Origin of the sequence: Paenibacillus sp. FSL K6-1122 (assembly GCF_037977015.1) — a bacterium.
GTDB classification, from domain to species: domain Bacteria; phylum Bacillota; class Bacilli; order Paenibacillales; family Paenibacillaceae; genus Paenibacillus; species Paenibacillus amylolyticus.
This window is the reverse complement of record NZ_CP150272.1, coordinates 7,040,269-7,066,811: the sequence shown is the minus strand read 5'-3', so window position 1 is coordinate 7,066,811 and position 26,543 is coordinate 7,040,269. Positions and strand designations below refer to the sequence as shown.

18 protein-coding genes and 1 pseudogene are annotated in these 26,543 nt (G+C 45.8%); 16 read left to right on the top strand and 3 right to left on the bottom strand.

Going from position 1 to position 26,543, the window contains the following annotated elements; all coding sequences use genetic code 11:
• The first annotated feature begins 133 nt into the window (after nucleotides 1–133).
• The 7 genes from NSQ20_RS31330 (at nucleotide 134) to NSQ20_RS31300 (ending at nucleotide 10,351) form a co-directional block, all read left to right on the top strand.
• The gene (locus tag NSQ20_RS31330) at nucleotides 134–6,214 is read left to right on the top strand and encodes a carboxypeptidase regulatory-like domain-containing protein (RefSeq protein ID WP_340031524.1); all 6,081 of its coding nucleotides are present in this window, start codon (nucleotides 134–136) and stop codon (nucleotides 6,212–6,214) included.
• 22 nt (nucleotides 6,215–6,236) lie between these two features.
• Nucleotides 6,237–7,013, top strand: a complete 777-nt coding sequence (gene srtB, locus NSQ20_RS31325; RefSeq protein WP_340031523.1) for a class B sortase — start codon at nucleotides 6,237–6,239, stop codon at nucleotides 7,011–7,013.
• Nucleotides 7,014–7,388: 375 nt separating this feature from the next.
• Nucleotides 7,389–7,934 (top strand): 50S ribosomal protein L25, encoded by a 546-nt coding sequence (locus NSQ20_RS31320; protein WP_340031522.1) that lies wholly within the window; start codon nucleotides 7,389–7,391, stop codon nucleotides 7,932–7,934.
• Nucleotides 7,935–8,270: 336 nt separating this feature from the next.
• Nucleotides 8,271–8,888, top strand: coding sequence for a hypothetical protein (locus NSQ20_RS31315; RefSeq protein WP_340031520.1), 618 nt, complete (start codon nucleotides 8,271–8,273; stop codon nucleotides 8,886–8,888).
• 11 nt (nucleotides 8,889–8,899) lie between these two features.
• Entirely contained in the window at nucleotides 8,900–9,178 is a 279-nt protein-coding gene (locus tag NSQ20_RS31310) for a hypothetical protein (protein ID WP_340031519.1), read from the top strand.
• 30 nt (nucleotides 9,179–9,208) lie between these two features.
• The gene (locus NSQ20_RS31305) at nucleotides 9,209–9,769 is read left to right on the top strand and encodes a DUF4303 domain-containing protein (protein WP_340031518.1); all 561 of its coding nucleotides are present in this window, start codon (nucleotides 9,209–9,211) and stop codon (nucleotides 9,767–9,769) included.
• 243 nt (nucleotides 9,770–10,012) lie between these two features.
• Complete coding sequence (locus NSQ20_RS31300; RefSeq protein ID WP_051449797.1) at nucleotides 10,013–10,351, top strand: hypothetical protein; 339 nt, start codon at nucleotides 10,013–10,015, stop codon at nucleotides 10,349–10,351.
• 84 nt (nucleotides 10,352–10,435) lie between these two features.
• Here the strand turns inward: NSQ20_RS31300 and NSQ20_RS31295 are convergent, their stop codons facing one another.
• Nucleotides 10,436–11,158 (bottom strand): YheC/YheD family protein, encoded by a 723-nt coding sequence (locus NSQ20_RS31295; RefSeq protein ID WP_340031517.1) that lies wholly within the window; start codon nucleotides 11,156–11,158, stop codon nucleotides 10,436–10,438.
• 454 nt (nucleotides 11,159–11,612) lie between these two features.
• On the opposite strand from NSQ20_RS31295, the gene NSQ20_RS31290 reads away from it, so the two are divergent.
• The 4 genes from NSQ20_RS31290 (at nucleotide 11,613) to NSQ20_RS31275 (ending at nucleotide 18,195) form a co-directional block, all read left to right on the top strand.
• Nucleotides 11,613–12,707, top strand: coding sequence for a bifunctional glycosyltransferase family 2/GtrA family protein (locus NSQ20_RS31290; RefSeq protein ID WP_340031515.1), 1,095 nt, complete (start codon nucleotides 11,613–11,615; stop codon nucleotides 12,705–12,707).
• The gene (locus tag NSQ20_RS31285; RefSeq protein WP_340031514.1) at nucleotides 12,707–14,998 is read left to right on the top strand and encodes a glycosyltransferase family 2 protein; all 2,292 of its coding nucleotides are present in this window, start codon (nucleotides 12,707–12,709) and stop codon (nucleotides 14,996–14,998) included. Before NSQ20_RS31290 ends, NSQ20_RS31285 begins: the two co-directional genes overlap by 1 nt.
• 11 nt (nucleotides 14,999–15,009) lie before the next feature.
• Nucleotides 15,010–16,863, top strand: coding sequence for a hypothetical protein (locus tag NSQ20_RS31280; RefSeq protein ID WP_340031513.1), 1,854 nt, complete (start codon nucleotides 15,010–15,012; stop codon nucleotides 16,861–16,863).
• Nucleotides 16,864–17,055: 192 nt separating this feature from the next.
• Nucleotides 17,056–18,195 (top strand): 5-methyltetrahydropteroyltriglutamate--homocysteine S-methyltransferase, encoded by a 1,140-nt coding sequence (locus NSQ20_RS31275; protein WP_340031512.1) that lies wholly within the window; start codon nucleotides 17,056–17,058, stop codon nucleotides 18,193–18,195.
• Nucleotides 18,196–18,472: 277 nt separating this feature from the next.
• On the opposite strand, the pseudogene NSQ20_RS31270 reads toward NSQ20_RS31275, so the two are convergent.
• Nucleotides 18,473–18,619: pseudogene (locus NSQ20_RS31270) on the bottom strand (ABC transporter ATP-binding protein); the annotation flags it as partial.
• A gap of 178 nt (nucleotides 18,620–18,797) precedes the next feature.
• Between NSQ20_RS31270 and NSQ20_RS31265 the strand changes: the two are divergent.
• Complete coding sequence (locus NSQ20_RS31265; protein WP_036611818.1) at nucleotides 18,798–19,562, top strand: leucine-rich repeat domain-containing protein; 765 nt, start codon at nucleotides 18,798–18,800, stop codon at nucleotides 19,560–19,562.
• A 157-nt stretch (nucleotides 19,563–19,719) separates the two neighbouring features.
• On the opposite strand, the gene NSQ20_RS31260 is transcribed toward NSQ20_RS31265, so the two are convergent.
• Entirely contained in the window at nucleotides 19,720–20,811 is a 1,092-nt protein-coding gene (locus tag NSQ20_RS31260) for a GntR family transcriptional regulator (RefSeq protein ID WP_036612022.1), read from the bottom strand.
• Nucleotides 20,812–21,244: 433 nt separating this feature from the next.
• Here NSQ20_RS31260 and NSQ20_RS31255 point away from each other — a divergent pair, with 433 nt between their 5' ends.
• The 4 genes from NSQ20_RS31255 to NSQ20_RS31240 all read left to right on the top strand — a co-directional run bounded on the left by NSQ20_RS31255 (nucleotide 21,245) and on the right by NSQ20_RS31240 (nucleotide 26,365).
• Nucleotides 21,245–22,870: an FGGY-family carbohydrate kinase gene (locus NSQ20_RS31255; protein WP_340018805.1), complete on the top strand. Its 1,626-nt coding sequence runs from the start codon at nucleotides 21,245–21,247 to the stop codon at nucleotides 22,868–22,870.
• 175 nt (nucleotides 22,871–23,045) lie between these two features.
• The gene (locus NSQ20_RS31250; protein WP_036611813.1) at nucleotides 23,046–23,741 is read left to right on the top strand and encodes an L-ribulose-5-phosphate 4-epimerase; all 696 of its coding nucleotides are present in this window, start codon (nucleotides 23,046–23,048) and stop codon (nucleotides 23,739–23,741) included.
• 274 nt (nucleotides 23,742–24,015) lie between these two features.
• Nucleotides 24,016–25,434, top strand: a complete 1,419-nt coding sequence (gene araA / locus NSQ20_RS31245; RefSeq protein WP_017691494.1) for an L-arabinose isomerase — start codon at nucleotides 24,016–24,018, stop codon at nucleotides 25,432–25,434.
• 160 nt (nucleotides 25,435–25,594) lie between these two features.
• Entirely contained in the window at nucleotides 25,595–26,365 is a 771-nt protein-coding gene (locus NSQ20_RS31240) for an AAC(3) family N-acetyltransferase (RefSeq protein WP_036611810.1), read from the top strand.
• Nucleotides 26,366–26,543: the final 178 nt, after the last annotated feature.

Below are 26,543 nucleotides of genomic sequence, written 5' to 3'. Positions count from 1 at the left end.
CAGTAAAATGGTAAGGCAAGCCATATGAACTTGATGAATTTTATCAGTTTCTGTTGTAAGGATGGAATGGCCAAAGGAAAGGGAAAAAGTTTCTGGTTGCTGCAAAAATTTTAGAAGTGGAGGAGATTTTCGTTTGAAACAAAAACGCAATATAGGTAAACCGTTATTGTCTTTATTTCTGGCAATGTTGCTCGTCTTGCAGACAGTGATATACTCCACCGCCGCATATGCGGAGAGTGTGCCAACCGATTCCGGAATGGAAGCGGTCATTGAATCTGACTCACCGAGTGCCGACGAACCACTTTCGGTACCTGAGGCAGTGAATGACGAACCGCTTTCGGAACCTGAGGAAGTGCAAGAGGAACCGCTTTCGGTACCAGAGGCAGTGAACGACAAACCGAATAATTTCGTAGCGATGGCGGCAGTCCCAACGGACAAAACAGCGGTATTTATGGAATCTAATTCAACCTTTCCGCTGGAAGTGACACAGGGGAATGCTGTTATTAATCCAAACGGTATTATTCAGGGTAGACAGCCCTTTACGCTCAAATCGGAAGGTCTCAAGGTACCAGTGAATGGTGATGACCCAAATCCAACTAATGCAGATCCTGAGAAATACATCCAAAAGGGTGACTGGATCGAGCTGAAAAGAGAAGATTACTTCAAGGAAGTGGTGCTGCCAACAGCTACTAAAACCTTGAATGCACAGACGGAATCAGGTACAAAACAGCTGGGTACCGCCTATTTCACTCCAAATAGCATCAAGATTGTATTTAACGGTGAAGATAATTTTTTCAATGGTGTTGGACGAGGTATTGCCTTCAGCTTTGAATCTACTGCCAATGCAGATATAACGGGACTAGCGTATGGCGATAAAAAGCCGATCAACATCTTTGGTGGTGCATATCAGCTAGAGAACCCAGATGTTACAGCAGAGTATAACATTACTTTAAGCTCGCCTGGAATGATCAGGTGGGATCAGTATGGTTACCGCGGGATTCAGCCAGCGCAATTGGTTGAAGGTGCAATTACTTGGGAGTCAAACGTCTCTGCATTCGATCAGTTTGATAAAACAGTCAAATTGCCGTTAGACGGGAAGACATTCTATACGAATCCAGCCACTTATAATACGGGTTTTGGAAATGTCCGTGGTATCTATAAGGAGGGTTCATTCAAAGTAAACGGCCAAAATGTAACGCCAGTCATTGGGGGCGACGGATCGCTGACTTACATATTTCCGCAGGGAACAGGTCTAGATCCAAAGGTTGAATATAAAACATGGATTCCAAAGGAAGCTTATTATTACGAACATCGGAATCCGCCAAACAATCTTGGTCGCAGCTACCGGGACATGAATGGCAAAGTGGAACTGAGACAGGACAACAACATGTTGGTACAGGCAGGTCAGGAGATTTCTTTTGCTCCCGACTGGATTCAAGCCAGCGCTTCGTATGACCATGCGAATGAAACCATTACATGGAAGATCGCGGTTAACCAATATAATAAAAAAGAGTTAAAGGACTTTACCATCACAAATGTATTACCGGCTGGGCTGGAATTTGAATCGGCTGCATGGCAGACATGGGTAGATGGCGCTGTATCTGAAGAAACGCCAATTACACCAGATTCAAACGGCGTGTATTCCTTCGGGGATATTAACGGAAAAGTCGAATTGTTGATTAAAAGCAAGGCGATAAGTGGTTCCAGCTTCCAAATTGACCCTCGTGCCAACTGGAATTTGGATACACCAGGGGTTATACAGAACAACGATGTAATGACGGGTAAAAGACCTATTGCGGTGACAGATGAGGCAGTCGTCAGCATTGGCGCACACACGTTTACAAAAACAGGCGCAGTATCAACCGAGGATTATAACCTGGGCAGTATCACGTGGACCGTTAATCTAGCACCACAGTATGCCTTACCTAACGCGGTAGTATACGATGTCCTTGTGCATGGCGGTGACTTGAACGTCTTGGACAACGCTGTAGATGAAACCAGCGAGGTGAGTGCGGAGACAATTGCGAAAATTAAAGCAAATATCACTTCTGCGCAGCTTTGGAAGCAGTACAAAGCGGGAACTCTGAAGTCGAATGCAACCGGATTGACGATGAAAGCTATTCCATTAACCGTGGACGGTAAAGTGGTGGCGGATTTGATCAAGGTGACCGGATACACCGAAGAAGCGGCATCCTTCAGCTTCCGTGCACTTGAGACCAACCCGAACATTCTCTTCAGACAGGATATTAACGCAGGGAAAACTGTTTCGAATCGGGCTTTGCTCATTGATGGCGAAACCGTAAAAAAAGCAGATAACAGCGCCAACCTACACCTGCATATGTTGAACAAGGATATGCTCTTTGCTTCGAGGCCATTAAAAGTAGATGGTACTTTTGACAATGTGACGCCGAATAACGTTAGCAGTTACATTAGAAATGATAGCAATGAAGCATGGACAATTTCTGGCTATGACAGGACAACCAAAACGGTCACATTCCGTTTAGGGGTAAATATGCCTGGATATAACACAGAAGAAATGGCTAAGGATGGCGGTAATCGAGTCATTAGTAATATTAAGCTAGTGGATACACTTCCCGAAGGGTGGGAATTTGTTCCTTTCTCTGAAACTAAGGATTTTGAGCTTTGGAAAGGATTTTCGGACAATGGTGCAGGAACAGAATATGGTGTTAGAAACGATGCTAGAACTCTAATTGAACCAGGTACTAGTTCTCATGTAGTCCATTTTTCACACATTGGAAACGAGGGTACTTTCACCTTCTCCAAGTTGGAAAGTCCTTATATTATTCTGGTGAAGGCAAGACCTTCCAATGATGCTCTGCAGAAGTATTTAGAGGAATACACCATCAACGGCACGGACAAACAGGTGCTGTATAACAAAGCCGACCTTCATATGACATGGGGTGGAGTGGAGAAGGTTGTCACCGAACAGCGCAAAGTTATTGTACCTATTCAGACCCTTGGAAAGTCGGTAACTAAGCCAGTTCCAGGAGTGCTGGAATGGACGGTGAACTATACCCCGCCATTTAACATGAAGCAGGGTGTTTATTTGCAGGATACCTTGGGTGCAGGCATGAATTTGCGTTATGAAGAAAACGGAAAGCTTGTGCTGACATCACCTAGTATGGCAGTCTATCCTGCTAAATTGACCGCAAGCGGCACTCTTGAACGAGAGGGCGCAGCACTGGACCTCAGCGACCCGAATGCTGAAGTTCAAGTAGAAGCTGCACCAGGCACGGGTGGCGCTACGGTTCTAACATTTAAAATGGACGACCCTAATCAGCTTTACCAGTTTGTGTACCAAACAGAAGTTGATCCATCTAAAGCGAAAGCTGGAGACACAATGGGCAACGAGGTAAAACTGGAGGGCGATGACAATCTGAAATCTGTCAGTGCCAGAAGCGAAAGTACGCTGGACAGTTCGGACGTGGCTGGCAGTTCAAGTTCCAATGCTCTGTTGCCTCTGAAAAAGGTAGATCCCAATGGCAATCCGCTAAAAGACGTAGAGTTTACACTCTATAAGAAAGACGGCGGAACTATAATCACCAAAGGAAAAACCGATAGCGGAGGGAAACTTAATCTGCTATTCCCTGATCCAGGGTATTATGAGCTGAAAGAAACTTATATTGACACCAATACTTGGCTGCCAACTACAAGAGTATACCAAGTATATGTAGGGAATACGCCAGGGAAGCCCATCTGGGTTGACGGGGTGAAATTAACCTCTGATAATCCACTGATCGTGCCTACACCGGCCCAAGGCAAGCTGACCATTACCAATAAGGTGGAAGGCAACGGCAGTGATCCGGACAAAGAGTTCGAGTACACCGTGACCATCACCGGCGAAGGTAAGGACAGAGAGTATACCTATAAGAAGTCGGATGATACGTTCGGCACGATCAAGAGCGGAGGCAAGATTACCCTTAAGCACGGGGAATCTGTGACGTTCCCAGCCTTGCCTGCGGATCTGGTCTATACCGTAAACGAGGCTGATTATACATCCGTTGACGGTTATACGACGATACCGGGTACGAGAGAGCTGTCTGGCTCAATCGTGAATAAAGGTGATCACAAAGCGGACTTCATCAATGAACGGACCGTTAACAAGCTGACCATCAGCAATACGGTCATGGGCAACGGCGGCGATAACACGAAGGAGTTCGAGTACACCGTCAACTTTGAGGATACAGGCAAAGAGGAAAGTTACTCTTACTTGAAGACGGACGGCAGCACAGGTTCGATCAAGTCCGGCGGTACTTTCCGCCTCAAGGATGGAGAGACACTGGATATTTTGGGCCTGCCTAAGAATCTGAAATATACAGTTACCCAACAAGATTACACAACCGATGAATACATGACTACTCCTGAGGAACGGTACTATACCGGAGTCATGAAAGGCATTGATGAAGATGCCCCGTTCACGAACGTGCGAGTCTTGAAGGGCGGCCTATTAATCAGCAACACAGTTAAAGGCAAAGATGAAGACAAGAAGAAGCTGTTTAAGTACACGGTTGCCTTCACCGGCGAGGGATCGGACGAATCCTACGTCTATGAGAAATCAGACGGCAGTAAGGGTATGATCAAGAGCGGTGAGAGCTTTGAGCTTACAGATGGACAGACGCTCATTGTCCAAGGGCTTCCAACCAATCTTCAGTATAAAGTGACCCAAGATGATTATACGGAAGATGGCTATGTGACTGATCCAGAGAGTCTCATTCACATGGGCACTATTCCAGAGAAAAAATTATCTGAAGCACATTTTGCCAATACCCGACCGTATCTGGAAGGCGTGTTGCGTAACAATAACACAGGAGAAGTCATTCCGAATGCACCGATTACGGTAACTGATCTGAAGACAGGCGAAGAGATTCAGACGCAGACGAACGAGAAGGGTGAATATTCAATTCCAGCCGTAGCGGATACCGATTATACGATCAGATATACGAAATTGTATCGGGTAGGCGGTAAGGATGCACCTGTTGAATTTACGCAGAAAGCAAAAGTGAACAGCAGTGTAACGGACGAGACTGTTCCAGCGGACATTACGGCCGTGGGGATCATTCTGTTCAAACAACTGGATGGAACAACAGTGCTATTCAATGATTTGTTGACTAGCCAGATGCATATCTATTTGAAAGACAAGGATGGCAATTATGTTAAGGAAAACGGCCAACCTAAAGCATTCCCTATGGCTACGAATGGAACTTTCTCTGTGGAAGGGCTAAGCGAGCAGAAGTACACAATGGAAGTTCGCTATCAAGCTGAGACCGGCGAGGAATTGCTCCTCAAAGTGGCGCAACTTGACGTTAAAGCTAACGGAGAGCTGAATATTTCAGAGGAGTTAGTCGACCCTTACGGTACGGTCTATGATGAAACGACAGGAGATGCCGTCACTGGCAAGAAAATTGATGGAGCCAAAGTTACACTGTATTATGCGGATACGCAGCGGAATAGAGATAACGGCCGCATTCCGGGTACGAAAGTAACGCTTCCAAAGGTTCCAAATTTCCCGCCGTACGACAACGAGAGCCCGGAGCAGAGTAGTGATGCAGATGGCTTCTATGCGTACATGGTGTTTCCTGAAGCGGATTACTATCTGATCGTAACGAAAGACGGATACGAAACGCACACAAGTGGTACCATTTCAGTCGATTTTGACATTGTCAGGTACGATGTGCCAATGAAGCCGATTAGTTCTGGTGGCGGCACCGGCGGCAATGGTAACAACGGAGGCGGCACCGTAACACCTAGTCCAGGTACCGTAACACCTAGTCCAGGTACCGTAACGCCTGGTCCAGGCACGGTAACGCCAGATCCAGGCACGGTAACGCCAGATCCGGGCACCGTAACGCCAGATCCGGGCACCGTAACGCCAGATCCAGGCACGGTAACGCCAGATCCGGGCACCGTAACGCCAGATCCAGGCACGGTAACGCCAGGTCCAGGCACGGTAACGCCAGATCCAGGCACCGTAACGCCAGATCCGAGCACTGTAAAGCCAGAACCAGGCATCGTAACGCCTGAACCAAGCAATGGTAACGATCAGCTTAAGAACGATAGCAACGAGTTGGACGATGCTCCGAAAACTGGAGATAACAGTGAATCGCCATTCTTGTATATGGTTTTGGCGCTGATGTCCTTAATGACGATTGGGTTCTGTCTGCTCGGGTACAAGAAGAAAAAGCACATCCAGTAATGGAAGGGAAGGCGGTAAGAAAATGAGCAAAACTAAAAAAATTCTTATCGCTGTTTCCTTGCTTGTGTTGGTATTTTCACTTGTCAGTCTTGCGAGGACTTTCTTGCGAGATTATGCCGAGAAGCAGAAAATCGAAGAGTTAACAAAGGTTTGGAAAGAAGGTTCAGAACAAGGTGGAGGGGATGCATTCCCCTCCCTTTTGTTCAATAAAGGCAATGAGCCGGTTAAGCTTCCCGAATTTCGAGATCTTTACGAGAGGAACTCAGACATCGTCGGCTGGCTGAAGATTGACGGTACCCGAATTGAGTACCCAGTCATGCAGAGCCCACAGGATTCGGAGTACTATCTCAATCATGATTTTGATAAAAATGAAAACCAAGGCGGTCTTCCTTTTTTGGACGAGTCTAGTACGACCAACCATTCGGACATTTTGCTGATTCATGGTCATCACATGAAAAGTGGTTGGATGTTTAGAGATTTAATGAAGTACAAGAACGAAAGCTTTTATCAAGAACATGCGACGTTCCAGTTCAGCACGCTTTATGAAAAGGAAGAGTATGAGATTGTTGCCGTTATTCTGTCAAAAGTTTATCGCAAATCGGACGACGTGTTTAAATACTACCAGATTGAGAATGTAAGTACGCCCGCCGAGTTCGATTCATATGTTCAGAATATCAAACAACTCTCTCTTTATGACACAGGTGTAACAGCACAGTATGGTGACAAGCTTATTGTGCTGTCCACATGCGAGTATTCGACCGAAAACGGTAGGTTAGCAGTGGTAGCCCGAAAGCGTTAATTGACGATGCTGAAAAACAAAATCAATCTGCTTTATTTCGCGTTCTCACCTTAGAGGACGCGATTTTTCTTGTCCCCGAAATAAGGTGCTCATGGACATGAAGGCCTGTTCCAATCGTCAAAATGGGAAATGGCGGGTTAAATCGACAAATCGATGTTTCTATGATAGGGTTGAAGCATCCCATAGGCATTCTACTCTTCGGAGTAGAGTGCCTTCATGTATATTATGGGTGCTTACATTAAATGTATTTTAAAATTAATTGGATCGTATATGGAGGTGGTGATGCTATGTTTCTCTCTTTAGCCCCAACAGGGGATGGTTGGATGAGTATGAAAAATGTGAAAATATCATTTAATAAAGAGGAGCGAACATAGCATGACTACTAGTTTTCAAGCGGAGACCCGCATTCCATTAAATACATCCCGACTTAGAGATTTACGTAAATCCGGGCGTTTGCCAGGTATTGTGTTTGGCAAAAATACGGAGAATGAAATGATTCATATTCCAACAATACAATTTCAAAAATGGTTGAAGCAGGGTACGTCTGGTTTTATAGAACTGCAGTTTGAAGAGAAAGGCTCATTGACTGTATTGTTGGAAGATCTCCAGCGTGATCCAGTTACACGGGATTTACTTCATGTGGATTTTCAGCAGGTGCAGACCAATGAGATCCTGCGTACTAAAATTCCTGTGAAGTTCAACGGCACACCGATTGGTACAAAACAGGGCGGAGTCGTGCAAGTTCAATTATCTTCTATTGAAGTGGAGGCATTGCCGAGACACTTGCCAACGTCGATTGAATTTGACATTAGTGCTATGGAACTTGGAGAAACGTTACATGTAAGTGATGCTACGTTTGCATCAGATGTGACGGTGATCTCTGAGGGGAATGAGTCTCTACTCTCTGTAGTTAAACCTTAACAATTCCAAATTTTTAAAGCTGAATAAGTCAAAATTAGCCGTACGGGTGATAATCCGTACGGCTAATTTGTGCTGATTACGAGATGTTGGCGTGCTCCCATCCTTACAAGGCGGGTAGTCTGGAATTCACCTCACGTATGTCTTTTGCTCGCATACAGGTGCAATGATCCTGATATTTCGCTACCTTTTCAAAGTTCATACGCAAAATTCAGGTGTAAAGTAGGTAGACTCAGGAAAGGTAATCACTATAATGGAAATAAGATACATATATAGTTGAATCCGAACTGCTAAGGTCAATGGCATAACATTTCTAAACAGGGCGGTGAGCGAAAAGAAATGGACAAATTAAAGAATAGCGGATTCTATAAACTGAGATTCTTCATCACTCCTGAAGAGTTTAAAAGCCTTTTGCAGCTTTTGGAGCATCGGCAAGCGCAATTCCATCGTACCAATGCTGCCCGAACAGAGCATGATTATAATCAGGTGTACGAGGAGTATCAGACGTTCTATCAGTATTTTGTGGCAGGAGAAAAGAGAGATGACATCCATCCCTTCTTTGTTTACTCTATTTCTATTGCATCGGATCAAGAAAGTTCAGGATTTTTTGTGAGAAATGAAGAGGTTTCTTTTCCATATCACGGACAATGGGCAGAGGATGAACTGCCGTGTATCTTGATTTCATTTCCGAAAGGTTTCCAAGTTAATGTGGAAGATGAAAAAGGAAAGTACTATATATATGAGGATATCCGGGACCATAAGCCGGCAACTTATGCGTTTTTCGATGAAATAAGAGATTCTATCAAAAAAATGACCAAACCCCTTCGCTTCTCAGCCCTTGATGCAGATGCGATGAAGGAGCAAAAGCCCTCTGTGCGTATAAGCCATGATGCAATGCACGAATTGAGCCAATCGTGGATCTTCAGTAAATATGGACTTGTGATTCATGGCAAATAGGAGGGGCTGAAATGACGTTCGCCCTAAAGCTTATCTGTACCTGGGTACTGCTAGTCGCCTCATGTTCAGCGGTATGGTGGAGCTTCAGGACAGAAAAGCTTATAACCGTCTCCTGGCTGGCATTTTTGCTACCTGCTGTCTTCCAGCTTGTTACGGCTTTCTGGATTGGTCCAGGCCAAGCAAAGTCACTCATCGTGTTTGGCTGCATCAATCTGGTGTTTGCTGCCCTTGTGGGTGCAGGTGTCTGGTATCTAGTCCAAATAGCCAATTCATATCGAAGGGGCAAATGATCAACGAATGGAAAGGGGGGAACTCTAATCATGAAGCCAATGCAAGAAATAGAGACGCTGGCCATAGAGATCGCCGCTGCCGCCAGAAAGTCTTTTTTCACCCTTTTTGAAAATGGTGAACGTTATTATTATTGTACGTTATACACTACTGGCGAGGGACATGCGCCAAGCATCTCTGCATGGTCGTGGGAAGCTTTGGCGTTGGAATCGGCTAGGCAAGCAGAGGAAGGTGATACGCCGGTATCCACGATTTCGGATCTCATCAAATGGTCGTATGCGGATTCCCCCTATTGTTGTTTTGGGGATGATCACTTTGACGGTGTCAAACAACGATATAACGAGCGTCCTTTCATTGCGGATCTGGAGTATGATGATTGGAATCGGGAGTTGGATGTGAGGCTGAACGCCATGGAGCTGGCGATGAAAATGCTCGATGATGAAGGCGTGTTTGCCTTAAATCAACCGCGAGAGTCCGTATGTATCCTTGTTGAAGTCATGCCGCCGGATAAGATCAATACCGAAATTGCCTTACGTTTGAATCGGGCAGAATCTCCGGCTATGCAAGCATGGTTGGCGGAGGCGGCAGAATAGAAGCATCTGCAATGGGGAGTTTTGATCGTCTATGATGTACCGTTTCGACTCAATTGGCTCAATAAGATGATAGTGACAGTAGGACTATAATTCTCGAACCACCTTTGTACAGTAAAGGGTGGTTCTTTTTTGTGTCTGCGACCCTCGGACAAACACACTTTTTCTGCCTTGTCCACATTTATACCTCACCAAAACTATTTAATTGCATCTAATAGATTATCAATAAAAAAGGAGGTTTTGAGAATGGGAAATAGAAGACCTGGAGCACCTAGTGGTTATGACCCTGTTCAGATCTATAACTCGACTTCGTTTAATGCGAGTGGAGTAGTGGAGTATGCATCGATTTTTTGTAGCAACGATAGATATAGTGTTCAGCGTGACGAGACTTGGAGATCATCCGACCGTGGTGTGTGCCTGGTAACTAGAATCACCGCGACAGTTAGAACACCGAGTGGAAATATTGAGGCTGAACCGTATACCTCTTCTGGTACTTCGTACAGCCAGTTCGCCATTATACAGGTAGGGGTAAATCAGTTCCGAGTGACACGTGTTACAAGTGCGATTAGAAAATGCCGGAAATAACCGAAGATGGTTAATATCAAGAACAGGTACTAAACAGGAAGAGACGACTGGCCATGAGTAAAAGGCTGGTCGTCTTCTTTTGCTTTAATGTTCTTTGTACCATAATATTCTGCGGTGCATCGAGGAATCTTTCAAAAGTCGGAAAGGCCGTAAGGCTGGTTGATAATTGCCTTCGATAATCCAAATTCGCCGTTTCTTGTCGATGGATATATCGAACCCGACTTGTCTAAGCATAGGGTAATGCTCTCCCAATCGTTTGGCAGCTAATCGTGCAACTTGTTCCGCTCTGACAAGTAAGCGCCGATCTCCAATTCGAGCTAGTCTCAGTGCTTTAAGAACTGGAATGGGGCGGTTATTCACATTGGTGACTTGGTATCCTTGTGCTGCGACTTTAGCATAGGAACCTGTCACGTTCCAAGTGGACGAGGAACTCTTTTTGCGCTGAACCATGATCCGAATGTCGAACGGCCTGTGCTTAATTTGAGCAAGCTGCAGACGCTTTTGGACAATATATTCATCACTTTTGATTGTTTGTTCGAACCATTCGAGTAACTGCTCGTTGTCTCTCATGGTGACTGTGTTATTTTCATTTTGAATACGATAAGCATTTGCACCGCTTCGTTTAATGAACAGGATACCCCTTCCGTAACTGCCATTACGAGGTTTCAGTACAACGCTGGGATATTGAAGAAGCATCTTCGTTAGCGTATCCTTCTCAAGCAACTGTGTTTCTGGCAACCGTTCAGCGAGAGAGGGCTCATCGCGCAGAATGCCATACTGCAGCCATTTGTCTCTTTCGAATAACATTGGAATCACAGCCTTTTTTTCAATCGTCTACGGTAATTCTAATTCAGATTTGTGATTCGCATAAGTGGCCATTCGTCCAGATTTGTAAGTCGATGCATGTCCAATCGGTCGATGGAGACAGAAGATGAACTTTTGCGAGAAATGACTGCATTCTGGGGAGGTGTTCATTCATGCTTTGAGTGGCTTCTGGATACGCAGGCTCACTTCTATCACCACCGTGGATAACGGCATGCCATGCTGGTACATGTACTGAAACAAGAGCCAAATGTGAAATGGTTTGAGGAGTACTAGACTAACCTTCAAATAGTTCTTTTTACCTATAAATTAGCTTATAAAAAGCGAGACTTTTTTACTAATATATATACAGATTATTCGTTTACTGTATGTCTTTTCGATGTTATACTCACAATATTCAAAAAAATTGTTGAAATATGTCGAATTGAGGCTTATCAGGATGATTATAGGTAGACAAAACGGCGAAACGATCATCCTCATTCCATCACTTGAACCGGATGAGAGACTTCCAGCCTATGTACGGCAATTGCGAGAGTATGGATTTACTAATATTGTTATTGTGGACGACGGATCTGGTGAGGCCTACCAGTCGATTTTCGAGGAGCTTCGTGAGAACGGTTGTGCTCTGCTGACACATACGGAAAATCAGGGGAAGGGTGCGGCACTCAAGACCGGATTTGAGTATATTGGGAAGCAATTCGACGCATCTTCCTTCGTCGTCACCGCTGATTCAGACGGACAACACGCAGCTGAGGATGTATACCGCATAGCCCAAGAAGCAAGGATTCATCCGGACTCATTGGTTCTCGGCGTAAGGAATTTCAGCGAGGGGAACATACCTCCAAAGTCCTTGTTAGGCAATCGGATGACCTCCTTTATTTTTGCCATGCTGTATGGTAAAAAGCTGTCAGATACCCAGACTGGGCTTCGTGCCTTCGGTCCAGGGTTACTTGCGTTTATGCAGGATGTTCGCGGCACTCGATTTGAATATGAGCTGCAGATGCTCATCTCGTGCATTCAGTCTGGCATACCGATTCATACGATGCCAATCCAAGTCATTTATGAGAATGGCAATGCAGGCACTCATTTTAAAGCGATCCAGGATAGTGCTCGGGTCATGGGGGTGCTGTTCTCCAATTTCCTGCGGTTCATCTCATCATCGGTGGCCAGTTCTGTTGTGGATTTGGGCATTGCCTGGTTTTTAATAGACGCGTTGCGGCCCGTCTTGGGTGAGCAGCACTATTTAAGAATTCTGCTTGCAACCGTGATTGCGAGAGTGATTTCCATTGTAGTCAACTATGTACTGAACAGACATTTTGTATTTCGCAAGGAGGATAGCCAGGGAAGTCTATGGCGCTATCTGACTTTATGCGGAGTAGTGATCTTGCTTTCCAGTACCGGTGTATATATATTCCATACCGTTCTCTTCTTAGATGAGAAATTGGCGAAATTCGTCTGTGATGCCTTGCTGTTCCTGCTCAGTTTCCAATTGCAGCGAAGATGGGTATTTGCAGCAAGGAGGAAGCAGCTGTAGTGCAACACGAAAAAAGGCAGAATATCTTTTTTGTCATCACGATGATCCTGATGTCGATTTATTTGGTATGGCGTACATTCTTTACGTTGCCATGGGGTGAGGGCGTTCTGAACGTCATTTTTGGTATGCTGCTGATTGTGGCTGAAACGGTCACCGTACTGACAACCTTTGAATTATTCTTTCAAAAGATGCAAAAAGAACGTACGCAGCTCGATTTTCCAATCGTTCCGCCGGAGTATTATCCGGATGTGGATGTATTTATTGCTACGCATAATGAGCCTGTTGATCTGTTATATAAAACCGTTAATGCCTGTACGTTCATGGATTACCCGGACAAGCAGAAGGTTCATATCTATCTCTGTGACGATGGAGCAAGACCAGAGGTGGAGGAGCTTGCCAAACAGTTTGGCGTGGGGTATCTGGGTTTCCCCGGAAACAAGGATGCCAAGTCTGGTAATCTGAACAATGCACTGAGGAAAAGCTCTTCCCCGCTCATTGCAACGTTTGATGCGGATATGATTCCACAACACACCTTTTTGATGAAAACGGTACCCTATTTCATGCTCTCCACGTTTATTAAGGAGAATGAGGTATGGCGTCCTCGTAGGCAGGACGAGATGGACCCTAAGTTCAAGCTTGGGCTGGTACAGACCCCGCAGAGTTTCTACAATCCCGATCTATTCCAGTTTAACCTGTATGCAGAGCAAGGCATTCCGAATGAACAGGATTTCTTCTCCAGAGAAGTGAACATCCTGCGTAATGCCTCCAATGCGGTAGCCTATACAGGAAGTAATACGATCATTTCCCGGCAGGGTATGGAAGACATCGGAGGTTTTCCACTCAATACGATCACCGAGGACTTCGAGACAAGCATCCGCTTGCAGCAGGAAGGTTATATTACCTATGCGACTCAAGAGGTTCAAGCTGCCGGGCAGACAACAACAACAGTGAAGAGCATGATTAAGCAGCGGATTCGCTGGGCAAGGGGTATTATTCAGAGCCTGCAGAATACGCGTGCACCCTTATCTGGGAAGCTTCCTTTCTGGACGAGAGTGACCTACTTAAGCAGTTTCTTATACTGGTGGTCCTTCTTTAACCGGTTGATTTTCATTTTGGCACCTATTTTGTTTGCGTTATTCGACTTCCAGATTGTGAACACAACCTTCTGGCAGATCTTAATATTCTGGCTTCCATCTTATTTCTTCTATAGTGTATCCATGCGATATCTGTCCAGCAATATTCGGAATCAGCGCTGGAGTCAGGTTATCGATACCATATTCATGCCTTATCTGATCTGGCCCGTTCTCCTGGAGACGCTGGGTATTCGCGAGAAAAAATTCAAGGTTACCAACAAAAGCAGAGCGAGCGGTCGACAATGGATGTCTGCTCTGTTATATGCACTTCCGCATATCTTCTTGCTGTTGCTATCCATTGCAGCCGTGATTCGGTATGTCAATGGCAAGTACGGCATTGCGCTGTTCTTCAGCAGTATCATTATTTTCTGGTTGATTCATAACATGATTGCGCTGTGTTACGCCCTGTTCTTCATGATTGGCCGCCGTGCGTATCGGGAGACAGAACGGATTCGGGCGCAGGAAGATGTCACGATTCATGACCAAGCCAACAATCTGCGATATCAGGCCAAGACGGTGGATGTATCCGAACAAGGGATTGCCTTTTATGTCCCTTATCCCATTTATTTGGCTGAACAGAAGATCATCTCTCTGGTCGTCAAAACCGAGCGATATGAGGCGAACCTCGATGCAGTCATCGTTTATGTGAAACAGGATGGGGAGGGCTGGCGTTATTCTGCAACGGTTCAGCCGGTCGATGAGAATGATAACCGCCAATACATGCAAATCATCTACGACCGTAAACACTCATTGCCAGAGCAGATGAATCTGTGGGATACGGCTTATGACGATATGCTTCGCAATGTGAAAAAACGGATTGTTCAACCCAGATCGGATCAGCGAAAAATGCCGCGGCTTTCCCTTCAGCTTCCGGTTCATTTCACCAATGATGCTAGCTGTACGCTGCGCAGCTTCAATTATCGTTTCTTCTCCGCGACGGGATTCCATGGGGATATTGTGGCAGGAGCGGTCGTTACTTTTTATACAAAGAGTAATATTGAAGTCATTTTGCAACATACGGGAAAAACGACAGCCCGTGAGCGCGAAGTGCTTCTCTCGGTGGAGAATATCGATGATATTGTGGAGAAGGGCCTGATCGACCAATTGCTGACGGATCTGATTCAGCCACATTCCGATCGTTCCACCAGAGAGGGTTAGGAGAGATAAAGATGCTCATTGTGCTTCATTTTGTGATGGGAGTTTTATTGATATTCTCCTTTCTTGGTTATATGCAGTTTGTACGGAAGGCACTTTCACTGCGTTGGGAGTTCATCCCTGTATTCGTGTTTTCCTCGATTGCCTGCATTGTTTTTCTGAGTGGTTTGGCAGGGCAGCTCTTTACGGGTAGCCTTGTCATCCTGATTATAGGTTTGCTTTTGTATGGGGGAATGTTGTTTCTCAGGCTGCGCCGAGGGGCCTCATTACGTATGTCCTTTTCCATATTTCAATTTTCATTTTTGGCAGGGACTTTTGTTTTCTTGCTGGTGCTCTTTCAGAACCAGTTAACACATTACGATAATTTCTCCCACTGGGCTATCGTATTGAAGCAGATGTTGAGTACAGATGCTTTTCCGACGCCAGACTCCAACCTGATTGATTTTAAAAACTATCCGCTCGGGACTTCGTCTTTCATTTATTATGTCTGTCGCTTCATGGGGCACTCCCAGTCCGTAATGCTCTTGGCACAGGGATTGCTTATCTTTTCCTGTTTTTATGCCATGTTTGGCATCGTTTCGGAGAAGAAACGCTTTCTTTTGTACGCTTTTCTAGGACTTGGTTTATCTACGCTTTCGTTTTTCAATCTTACGATTCGGATCACCAATCTGCTCGTGGATTTCTTGCTTCCGATCTACGCACTCGCGATCTTGGCGGTGATCTACCAATATCGTAATGAGATCCAAAAGGCATGTATTGTCGTTCCTCCGCTTGCAGGATTACTGACCATTATCAAAAGCACGGGTATTATTTTCGCCGCGATCGGTCTGATATTCCTAGTGTATACATGGCTAAAACATAAACAAAAGTTCGATTGGAAAACAGCGCTCGCTGTAGTGGGTACGATCTGCGTTGCGCTCATTCCCTACTTCGGCTGGAGCTGGCGAATGGCGACGGTGTTCCAAGGGATTGATAACAAGTTCGATGTGGCTACCTCGGGGATACAGGCTGGCAAAACGCCAGAGCAGATGCGTGATATTCTGTGGACTTTCCTCAAGGCCAGTACGGATTTGACGACACGGCCAGTGATCGGCATTGTTATTTTCCAGCTTATCGCAATTGCAGCATCTGTATTTGCCATCGTTGTGCTTAAGAAGAAGTGGAACTTGTGGAAAGCATTGATTGCACTGGACGTTGTACTGTTACTGTACTATGCGGGTATTCTGGCGTTGTATCTCTTCTCCATGCCATTGGATGAAGCCATTGTCCTGGCTGGATTTGAGCGTTATGCGTCCAGTATCGTGGTACTGTTCGCCGGTGGGCTGGTGTTGTGCGCTGCGATCGACCTGGAGCGATCATTTCACTATCGGATCGGTGAAGTGCCTGATTATCAATCCTTTAAGACGGTTGAGACGAAAGGTCATTATCAAAAAGGCATCATCGGTTGTATGGCGGTTGCGGCCACCATCCTTTTGTCCGAATATAATGGTATCGTGTCTATCGCCCAAAGTTATGATACAACGCTCCCTTACAAGATTCATGCGGTTACTGGTGATCGGTGGTACTCAGGTGGACAAGAGGATAATAACAGATATCTCTTCTACGCCTCAGACAGGGACCAACAGGTCACGAACTATTACATGCAATATGTAGGGAAGTATTTCTTGTATGCTCCTCATGTGGACGGGATTGTATTGTTCTATGAGGATAATATGGATAACCTTCTAAGCGGCTATGATTATCTAGTGGTCGTCGAGACCGATCTCAACGCCAAGTGGTTGCTGAAAAAGCATTATGGCATCGACATGCAAGAGGGGATCTACAAAATCACCCGTTCCGGGGATCAGATCGTTCTTACGTTGACTTGAGATCATAGATGTTGAGATCCTGTTCCGGGTATCCGGTCAGGTAAGATGGAATACATGATTGTATATAGAGTCTCCTTAAATATAGCCCGCTATAGCTAATACCTATAGCGGGCTATAACTCTTTCGTAGAACAGCTATTCCGATCGGATATGTTATATTTAATTCTATAATGATAAACGGGGAGATTAAACTATGAGCGTACAAACAGAACCTAAACAACGAACAGTCACTCCATTTCGATATGATATTGTTGGCAGTTTCCTGCGCCCGAGTGCGTTGAAGGATGCCCGATTAAAATACCAGAACGGCGAAATTACCACGGAACAGTTGAATGAAGTGGAGAATGCCGAGATTGTAAAACTTGTACAGAAGCAAAAAGAGGTTGGCCTTCAGGCTGTAACGGACGGCGAATTCCGCCGCTCTTGGTGGCATCTGGACTTTTTCTGGGGACTGGATGGTGTAGAGCGGACGATCATTGAGGAAGGTTACCGATTCAACGGTGCGACATCCAGACCGGAAACAGCTCGTCTGAGCGGCAAAATCAGCTATAGCAGTCATCCATTTGTAGCGCATTATGCCTTCTTGAAAGAAGCGGCTGGGGAAGACGTTGTTGCCCGTCAGTCCATCCCAGCAGCTGCACAGTTCCTATTCGAATTGGACCGGGCAGATAACAAGGAAAGCACACAGGCCATCTATCCGAACCGCCAAGAGCTTCTCTCGGACATTGCCGGGGCGTACAAAGCATCCATCTTGGCCTTTTATGAAGCCGGCTGCCGCAGCATCCAGATTGATGATTGCACGTGGGGTGCACTGTGTGACCAACAGTTCATCACAGTCATGGAGCAGATTGGCGTTAATGTGGAAGAGTATGCAAACGAACTCGCAAAACTGAACGAAGATGTGGTATCTGGCCTGCCGGAAGACCTCGTGGTAACCACTCATGTCTGCCGCGGTAATTATGTTTCGACATTTGCAGGAGTGGGTGGCGGGTACGAGCCGATTGCGCAGACACTTCTGAGCATCGACAACTACTCTGGTTTCTACCTGGAGTTTGATACGGAACGGGCTGGTGATTTCAAGCCACTTCGTTTCCTGAAGGATAATCAGCAGGTTGTACTTGGCCTCTTCTCTTCCAAATTTGGAGAGCTGGAGAACAAGGAAGATATCCTGAAACGGATTGAGGAAGCTACACAATATGTTGATCTGGATCGAATCTGCCTGAGCCCACAATGCGGCTTCGCTTCCACGGAAGAAGGCAACCATCTGACCGAGGAACAACAATGGCGCAAGCTTTCCTTCATTAAGGAAATTGCTGAAGAGCTTTGGAAGTAACATTTGCAGCGTCATTCATCATTCACGCACATGTTATGCATAAGTAAAAATTCGCTAAAAAGCCGTACGGACCATCATCCGTATGGCTTTTTGGTGTAGTCCTCATTGTAGAGTGGATGTTTGATCAGAGTCCATAATAGCCAAGAGAGTGAAGCAATGGGTAGAGATGCGAGTAACGGTTCAGGGAATCGGCATGAGTCAGGAAGAGGTGTGGTGGACGAAATAAAATAGCGACAGTTAGGACAAAGGGATCTTTGTCGCAACTGCCGCTATTTGTCTATTTCGCATGATATCGTCCTTTAGGCACCACCATGGGCGATCCCGAGACGGGGTCTTCTATGACCGTACATTCCAATCCGAAAATGTCTTTAACCTGTGGGGCGGTTATCACCTCTGCGGGCTTACCCTCAGCCACAAGTTTCCCGGTATGAAGCACAGAGGGTTACATTCCTTGATGAAGTAGTCCATTATCCGTTCTTAACGGAACAGTTATAGGATGAGAGCAGGAGGGGTTCTATTAAATTAGGATAAAAATAATATCCATGTATTACATTCCAGATCATGGTATATTTGTATTATTAAATAATGTAAGGAGATTCTACATGCATAATCAATTCATCAAAAAGTTGATCGTTCTTTGTTTGGTTTTTGTATTATTACCAGCAACGAGCGTTTTGGCTGCGTCGTCACTTATTAAGGACCCGGTCTTGGCCAAAGTTATTCGAGCAGATCTGAAGATGTCGGCTAAGAAGGAAATAAAGGCTGCCGATTTGAAAAAATTAAAATCTCTATATGCTATGGAATTAAAAAGTAAGATTTCTAACCTGCAAGGTCTTGAACATGCCGTTAATATGACGGATCTATTCTTGCCTGGTCAAAATATAAAAAATATTAAGCCACTCTACAAGTTAAAGAAATTGACGTTCTTAGCTGTTGAAGGCAATCAGATTGCAGATATCTCGCCACTTTTAGGTCTGACTAATCTGCAAAATCTGGTTATGGACGATAACAAAATCAAAAGCCTGGCTCCATTAAAAAATATGCATAAGCTGACCAGTCTGCTCGCCAGTGGTAATCAGGTGACTGATCTAATTCCTCTTCAGAAGTTAAAGCTGGAATGGGTCATTATGAACGATAATAAAATTCAGGATCTGACTCCTTTAAAAAATCATCCGACCTTGGAGTATCTATATGTAGAAAATAACCTCATTGAGGATATTTCAGTGCTCGAAACCATCCCACATCTAACAGAGGTATATTTGGCTAACAATCCGTTGAATGATCGAGCAGAGCAGGTTGTGAAAAAGCTGGAGAAGAAAGGTGTCCTTGTAAGTCTGGTAAGCGATGAAGCGGATCAGGCGAAGTAGTTTCGATTAGAAAAAATGTATATGTATATGTAAGAAGAAGTTAATCCCTCATTATATTGAACAAAAACAAAGAAGGCCGCAGATATTCTGACGGCCTTCTTTAAACATGCTGAACAGAAACGCTCGGTAACAAATTAACGCCCGTCCCACAACAATATTATTCCACTTCGATCTCCTTCACCGTCTCTCCTTCAACCAGCACAGGCTGATAGTAGGTGTTCGTTGGCAGATCCTTTTTGCCTTGCAGATTCTTGATCACCCAGTCGGCAGCATCGCGGCCCATTTGCTCTTGGGGGTGGGTGAGCGTTGTAAGCCTTATGTTGGCGTTCTTGGCAATATACGAATTGTCCTGTCCAATGATGGATAACTCATCCGGGATCGAGATGCCCAGTTGCCTGCAGGCGTGCACGACCTCCAGTCCCACTTCATCGTTGTAACAAACAATCGCGGTGAGCGCATCCCTGTTTTCGTCCAGATATGTGGCTACACTAGAAGATAAATCCGGTTTCGATGCGGTATCAAAGGAAAGCACTTGCTCAGGATGGAACCGTAACTTCGCTTCACCCAGCGCCTTGATGTACCCCTTCATCCGGTACTTGCCCTGTAGATCATCCATTTTGGCAATAATGCCGATCTGGGTATGGCCTTTGGCGATCAATTCACGTGTGGCAAGATAACTGGATTGCACGTCATCCAGGCAGAAGAACGGAACCTCCAGCTCCTCATAAAATGCATTAATCATCGTAAACGGCACATCCTGCTCTTTGAACGATAGGTAGTATGCAATGTTGGGATTGTAGAGATTACTTTTGGTTGGTTCGACAATCAGGCCATCCACGCCGTAGGAGAGCATCATTTCGAGGGCTTTTTTCTCCTGCGCTACATCATTATTAGTACTGGCCAGCAGTAACGAGTAGTTGTCCTCATTCAGACGACTCTCAATACCGCGAATGATGGACGGAAAGATGTAATCCGAGATGTATGTCGTGATCACACCAATCGTTTTCTTAGACGTATGGCCACCTGATCGTGATCGATACTGATTGCTAACGTAAGTTCCTGAACCCTTTTCGCTTCGTAAAAACCCTTCGTTTGATAACTCCAAAATAGCCTTCCGCACCGTCTGGCGACTTACGGTGTAGCTTTCCTGTAAAGCCAACTCGGTGGGGATCTGTTCGCCTATGCTATATGTCCCCGAAAGGATATGACTCTTTATATCATCAATGATGACCTGATATTTTGGCTTCACGTAGTCCACTTCTTTCATCGTTACTCATCTATATAAACGTAGTTGTTCAAATAGTTGTACGTACATATTTTAGCATGATTCAGTTTGAATGCATATAAAACAGCACAATTTTTGAAATAAACCGTACATATCAGGTCTTTTTAGAAAGAGGTGTACCTTACAGCATAGCCAATTTATAGCCATATAAGACCTTTGAATGGTTAAATAGAGTACAATATGTGTCCTTTGTAAGTATAACTATTATATATTATTGACAAATGTACGTACAAAAAATATACTAAGGCTGTCAGAAAAGGAAAGCGCATTCTTTGAAAACACAACAGGAAGCATTTATACAAAAATATTATTAGTCACTGCTATAAGTAAGAGATTCACCTTATATATGCATCCTTTGGGATGTGAAATCGCGACCGGAGAGGGGATACACGTGATTATGAGTCAATTGGACTTGAAAGAAGCCATTACCAAGGGTGCTACTTCGCTCGGTATTGAATTTGGATCAACGCGGATTAAGGCGGTGTTGATTGACGAGCGTTTTGAGACCATCGCGTCAGGCAGTTATGAATGGGAGAACCTCCTGAAAGATGGATATTGGACGTACAACCAGGAGGATATCATCACAGGTCTGCAAACGGCTTATCGTGAGATGAAGCAAGATGTGGAACAGAAATACGGTATTACGCTGCGCACGGTCGGGTCTATCGGATTCTCGGCCATGATGCACGGATATATCGCTTTGGATAGCGCTGGTGAACTGTTGGTACCTTTCCGCACGTGGCGTAACGCTACGACGGGAGCAGCTGCAAGAGAGCTAACGGAACTTCTGCAATTCAATATTCCGGAACGCTGGAGCATTGCCCACTTGTATCAAGCGATTTTGAACGAAGAGGTGCATGTGCCACAGATCGATCACCTGACAACTTTGGCTGGATACATCCACTGGTTGCTGACGGGCAATAAGGCGATTGGGATCGGCGATGCTTCAGGCATTTTCCCAATTGACGAGTCTACACATAACTATCACCCATCCATGATCCAACAGTTCGACGAACAGATCGCAGGCAAAGGTTATCCGTGGAAAGTTGAGGACCTTCTGCCCAAGGTATATCTCGCGGGTGAGAATGCGGGTGAGCTAACGGAAGCGGGAGCCAAGTTACTCGACCCTTCACAAGATCTGCAAGCAGGCATTCCGCTCTGCCCGCCAGAAGGCGATGCCGGAACGGGTATGGTGGCAACAAATAGCGTGAGAAAACGTACGGGCAACATCTCCGTCGGCACATCCGTATTTGCGATGATCGTACTGGAGAAGGAATTGTCCAAAGTGTATCCCGAGATCGATATGGTCACCACGCCGGATGGCAGTCCAGTAGGGATGGTGCATGCCAACAACTGTTCCAGTGATATCAATGCATGGATTGGATTGTTCCGTGAATTCTCTCAAGCGATGGGATATGAAGTGGACAACGGAAAGTTGTTTAGCGTGTTGTTTAACAAGGCTTTGGAGGCAGACCCTGATGGTGGTGGCTTGCTCAGCTACGGTTACTACTCAGGCGAGAACATTACGGGACTTGAGAAAGGCCGTCCATTGTTTGTCCGCTCCCCAGAAAGCAACTTCAATCTGGCAAACTTCATGCGGACACATCTGTTCAGTGCCTTCGGTGCACTCAAGTTGGGTATGGACATTTTGACGGAGGAAGAGAATGTAGCCATTGATAGTATTTTGGCGCACGGTGGCTTGTTCAAGACTCCTGTGGTGGGACAACGTATTGTGGCTGCTGCGATGAACGTACCGGTATCGGTAATGTCTACCGCTGGTGAAGGCGGCGCATGGGGCATGGCGCTTCTAGCTTCCTACATGATCAACAAGGATCAAGAGGAGAGCCTGGATGTGTTCCTGGAGCAGAAAGTCTTTAACGATGTGGAGGGTGTCGAAGTGGCACCGGATGCATCGGATGTGAAAGGGTTTGAAGCATTTATCGAACGCTATCGGAGTGGACTTGCGATTGAGCAATCAGCCGTAGATCATCTGGTAGAGGTTGTTCAAAAAGACCGCTTTTGATTACGAAGGATGCCTAGTGGCATCATCAACATCGAATATGGAATTCAGCCGAAATGTCCGTTGCTCACGTAGCTCGATCTACGCTCCGCTACTCCATTTCTAGCTTCATCCCATCTTCTCGGTACTGAAAACCGACTTTTTGAACACGCACTATTAGAGAACGGGAGGGAATAACATGTTAGAACAACTGAAAGAAGAGGTATTTCAGGCGAATCTGGAACTGCCAAAGCACGGACTTGTGAAATTCACATGGGGTAACGTCAGCGCAATCGATCGGGAAAGCGGTCTGTTCGTGATCAAACCAAGTGGCGTCAGCTACGATACGATGAAAGCAAGCGACATGGTTGTGGTTGATCTGGACGGTAACGTCGTGGAGGGTGAGATGCGACCTTCCTCGGACACCGCAACACATGCCGTACTATATAAGCATTACTCGGAGATTGGCGGCATTGTGCACACACACTCCACATGGGCGACCATCTGGGCGCAAGCCGGACTGGACGTCCCTGTTATGGGAACAACACATGCAGACACGTTCTATGGAGCGGTGCCTTGTGCACGTTTCCTGAATCAGGACGAGGTGGATCGAGGATACGAAGCGGAGACGGGACGCGTCATTATTGAAACGTTTGAACAGCGCGGGATTGATGTTATGGCTGTTCCGGCTGTATTGCTTCATGGTCATGCGCCGTTTACGTGGGGGAAAGATGCCAAGTCTGCGGTGGTAAACAGTGTCGTGCTGGAGGAAGTGTGCAAAATGAACCTGTACGCGCGGCAATTGAATAACTTCGCGAAAGAACTGCCACAAGGCATTTTGGATAAACACTATCTGCGAAAACACGGAAAAGACGCGTATTACGGACAAAAGTAATTAGGTTATATAGCGATCGGTTGATAATAATTCAAGCGAATAGGTTGTTTGTTACTACTACCAATGAAGTTGTATCAAACTTTTACACGATAACGGAGAGTGCAGTACCAATCTGTAGAAGCGAAGCGCTCGCCTTTATAACCGGATATCATCCTTATTAAAATTGATCAAAGAAATCCGGGGATAACCAGCGATCGGAAGATGGTACTGCAATCGCAGTGTTCTAGTGTAACCCATTTGTTCAACTATAAAATAATGAAATGAGGATGATTATATGTCAGCAGCAAAAGAATTCTGGTTTGTGGTCGGTTCACAGCACTTGTACGGAGAAGAAGCACTGGGTGAAGTAAAAGCCAACGCACAGAAAATTACGGATGCGCTTAATGCAAGTGGCGTACTGCCGTACCCGCTCGTATTGCAGGATCTGGCGGTAAGCGCAGATAAAATCACGAGCACGATGAAAGAAGTCAATTACCGCGACGAAGTAGCGGGTGTGATCACATGGATGCATACATTCTCCCCGGCGAAAATGTGGATTCGTGGTACAAAATTGCTGCAAAAACCTTTGCTGCACTTGGCAACCCAATTCAACGAAAGCATTCCTTGGGCAACCATCGATATGGACTTCATGAACTTGAACCAAGCGGCACACGGTGACCGTGAATATGGCTTCATTAATGCCCGTCTGAGAAAACAAAATAAAATCGTTGTTGGCTACTGGGAGCGCCCAGAAGTGCAACAACAGGTTGCTGACTGGATGGACGTAGCGGTAGCTTATAATGAAAGCTTTAACATCAAAGTAGCTCGCTTCGGTGATAACATGCGTAACGTGGGCGTAACCGAAGGTGATAAAGTGGAAGCACAGATCCAATTCGGATGGACGGTTGATTACTTCGGCATTGGCGACCTCGTGCAATACGTGAACGCTGTAACAGAGCAGGAAATCGATGATTTGATTGCTCAGTATGGAGACCTCTACGAATTCGATTACGGCACGAACAGCAAGGAAGCTTGGGAAGCCAGTGTACGTGTGCAAGCGAGCTATGAAATTGCGATCAAACGTTTCCTGGACGAAGGTGGTTACAGTGCCTTCACTACAAACTTCGAAGATCTGCATGGCATGAAACAACTTCCGGGTCTGGCTGTACAACGCCTGATGGCTCAAGGGTACGGATTTGCCGGTGAGGGTGACTGGAAAACAGCTGCGCTGGATCGTTTGCTGAAAATCATGGCCCATAACGAGAACACGGGCTTCATGGAAGATTACACATACGAGATGGCTGCTGGACAGGAAGCTATCCTGCAATCTCACATGCTTGAAGTAGATCCGACACTTGCCAGCACCAAACCAAGAATCATCGTGTCCCCACTGGGCATTGGCGATCGTGAAGATCCGGCTCGTCTCGTATTCGACGGCAAAGCAGGTGAAGGTGTCGTGGTATCCATGGCAGACTTCGGTACACATTACAAACTGCTGATCAACGAAGTATCTGCTTTTGAACCAACCGTTCCAGCACCTAATCTGCCAGTAGCACGTGTTCTGTGGAGCGTGAAGCCGAACTTCCAAGATGGAGTGAAGGCATGGATCGAAAATGGTGGTGGTCACCATACGGTTGTATCCTTGAACCTGACTACAGATCAGATCGTGACGTATGCGAAGCTGGTGAATCTGGAGTACGTTATTATTAAGTAAAAGTGGATTGGCAGCTACTGCCTGAACTCATACAATTTTTTTCTCTGTGGCCGGGGGTTAACCCTCGGCCCTTTGTTTGTTATGCTGAGAAGCATGATGTGAAGCTGAGCAAGGATTTGCTTTTTCATCGAAAAGGGATAAGAAATGAAGGAGGAAGGACATGTATACAAAAGAAAGCTTGATGCAGCAGCTAGAGCAGCTTGGTATGGATAGGCAAGGCACGTTGCTCATTCACTCTTCAATGAAAAGTATAGGCGAGGTTGAAGGTGGAGCAGACACGGTGTTGGATGCCTTTAGTGACTATATGAAAGAGGGATTGTTGGTGCTTCCCACTCATACGTGGTCTACCATTAATGCGGATAACCCAGTGTTCCACGTGGAAAATACTACCTGTTGCGTGGGCATTCTGCCTGAACTTTTTCGTAAACGTGCGGGCGTAGTTCGTTCGTGGCACCCTACGCATTCGGTAGCGGCACTGGGAAGGGACGCAGAGGCATTTACGAAGGACGATCATCTCTTCGATACACCGTGTGCGAGAGGTTCAGCATGGGGGAAACTGCTTGATCGGAAAGCGTCGATCTTGTTAGTAGGCGTTGACTTGAAGCGGAATACATTTATCCACGGGGTCGAAGAGTGGGTGGACATCCCTGGCAGAATGACGGACGAGCATGAGATGCTGTATACGGTTTTACCGGATGGAAGCCAGATTTCAGTACCATCCCGCAGACATTGTGGGTTGCCATGGTCGGAGCATTTCTGGAAAGTAGACGAGGTATTGGTTCGCGAAGGTGCGATGCGTATAGGAAAGCTCGGCGATGCGGTCGTAAGAGTGTGTGATGCGGCTAAGACAGAAGAGGTAATTACGGAGATGCTCAAGCATAACCCCGATCTATTCACGGACAATCTCCCTCTACATGCAGTAACCGAATGATACAAGGGCCGTCCGGTAGCCGGATGGCTCAATATCGACCACTTGATGATACCCGAATATCTCCTGAGCAGATGATCTCCTCTCCTGTTTGTACTCTAACCTTCAAAAGCATTCAAAATAATCAGAAATAGATCAGCATTTCGATCAGAGGTTGGTCGGACTTCCAGTGTATGGGCTA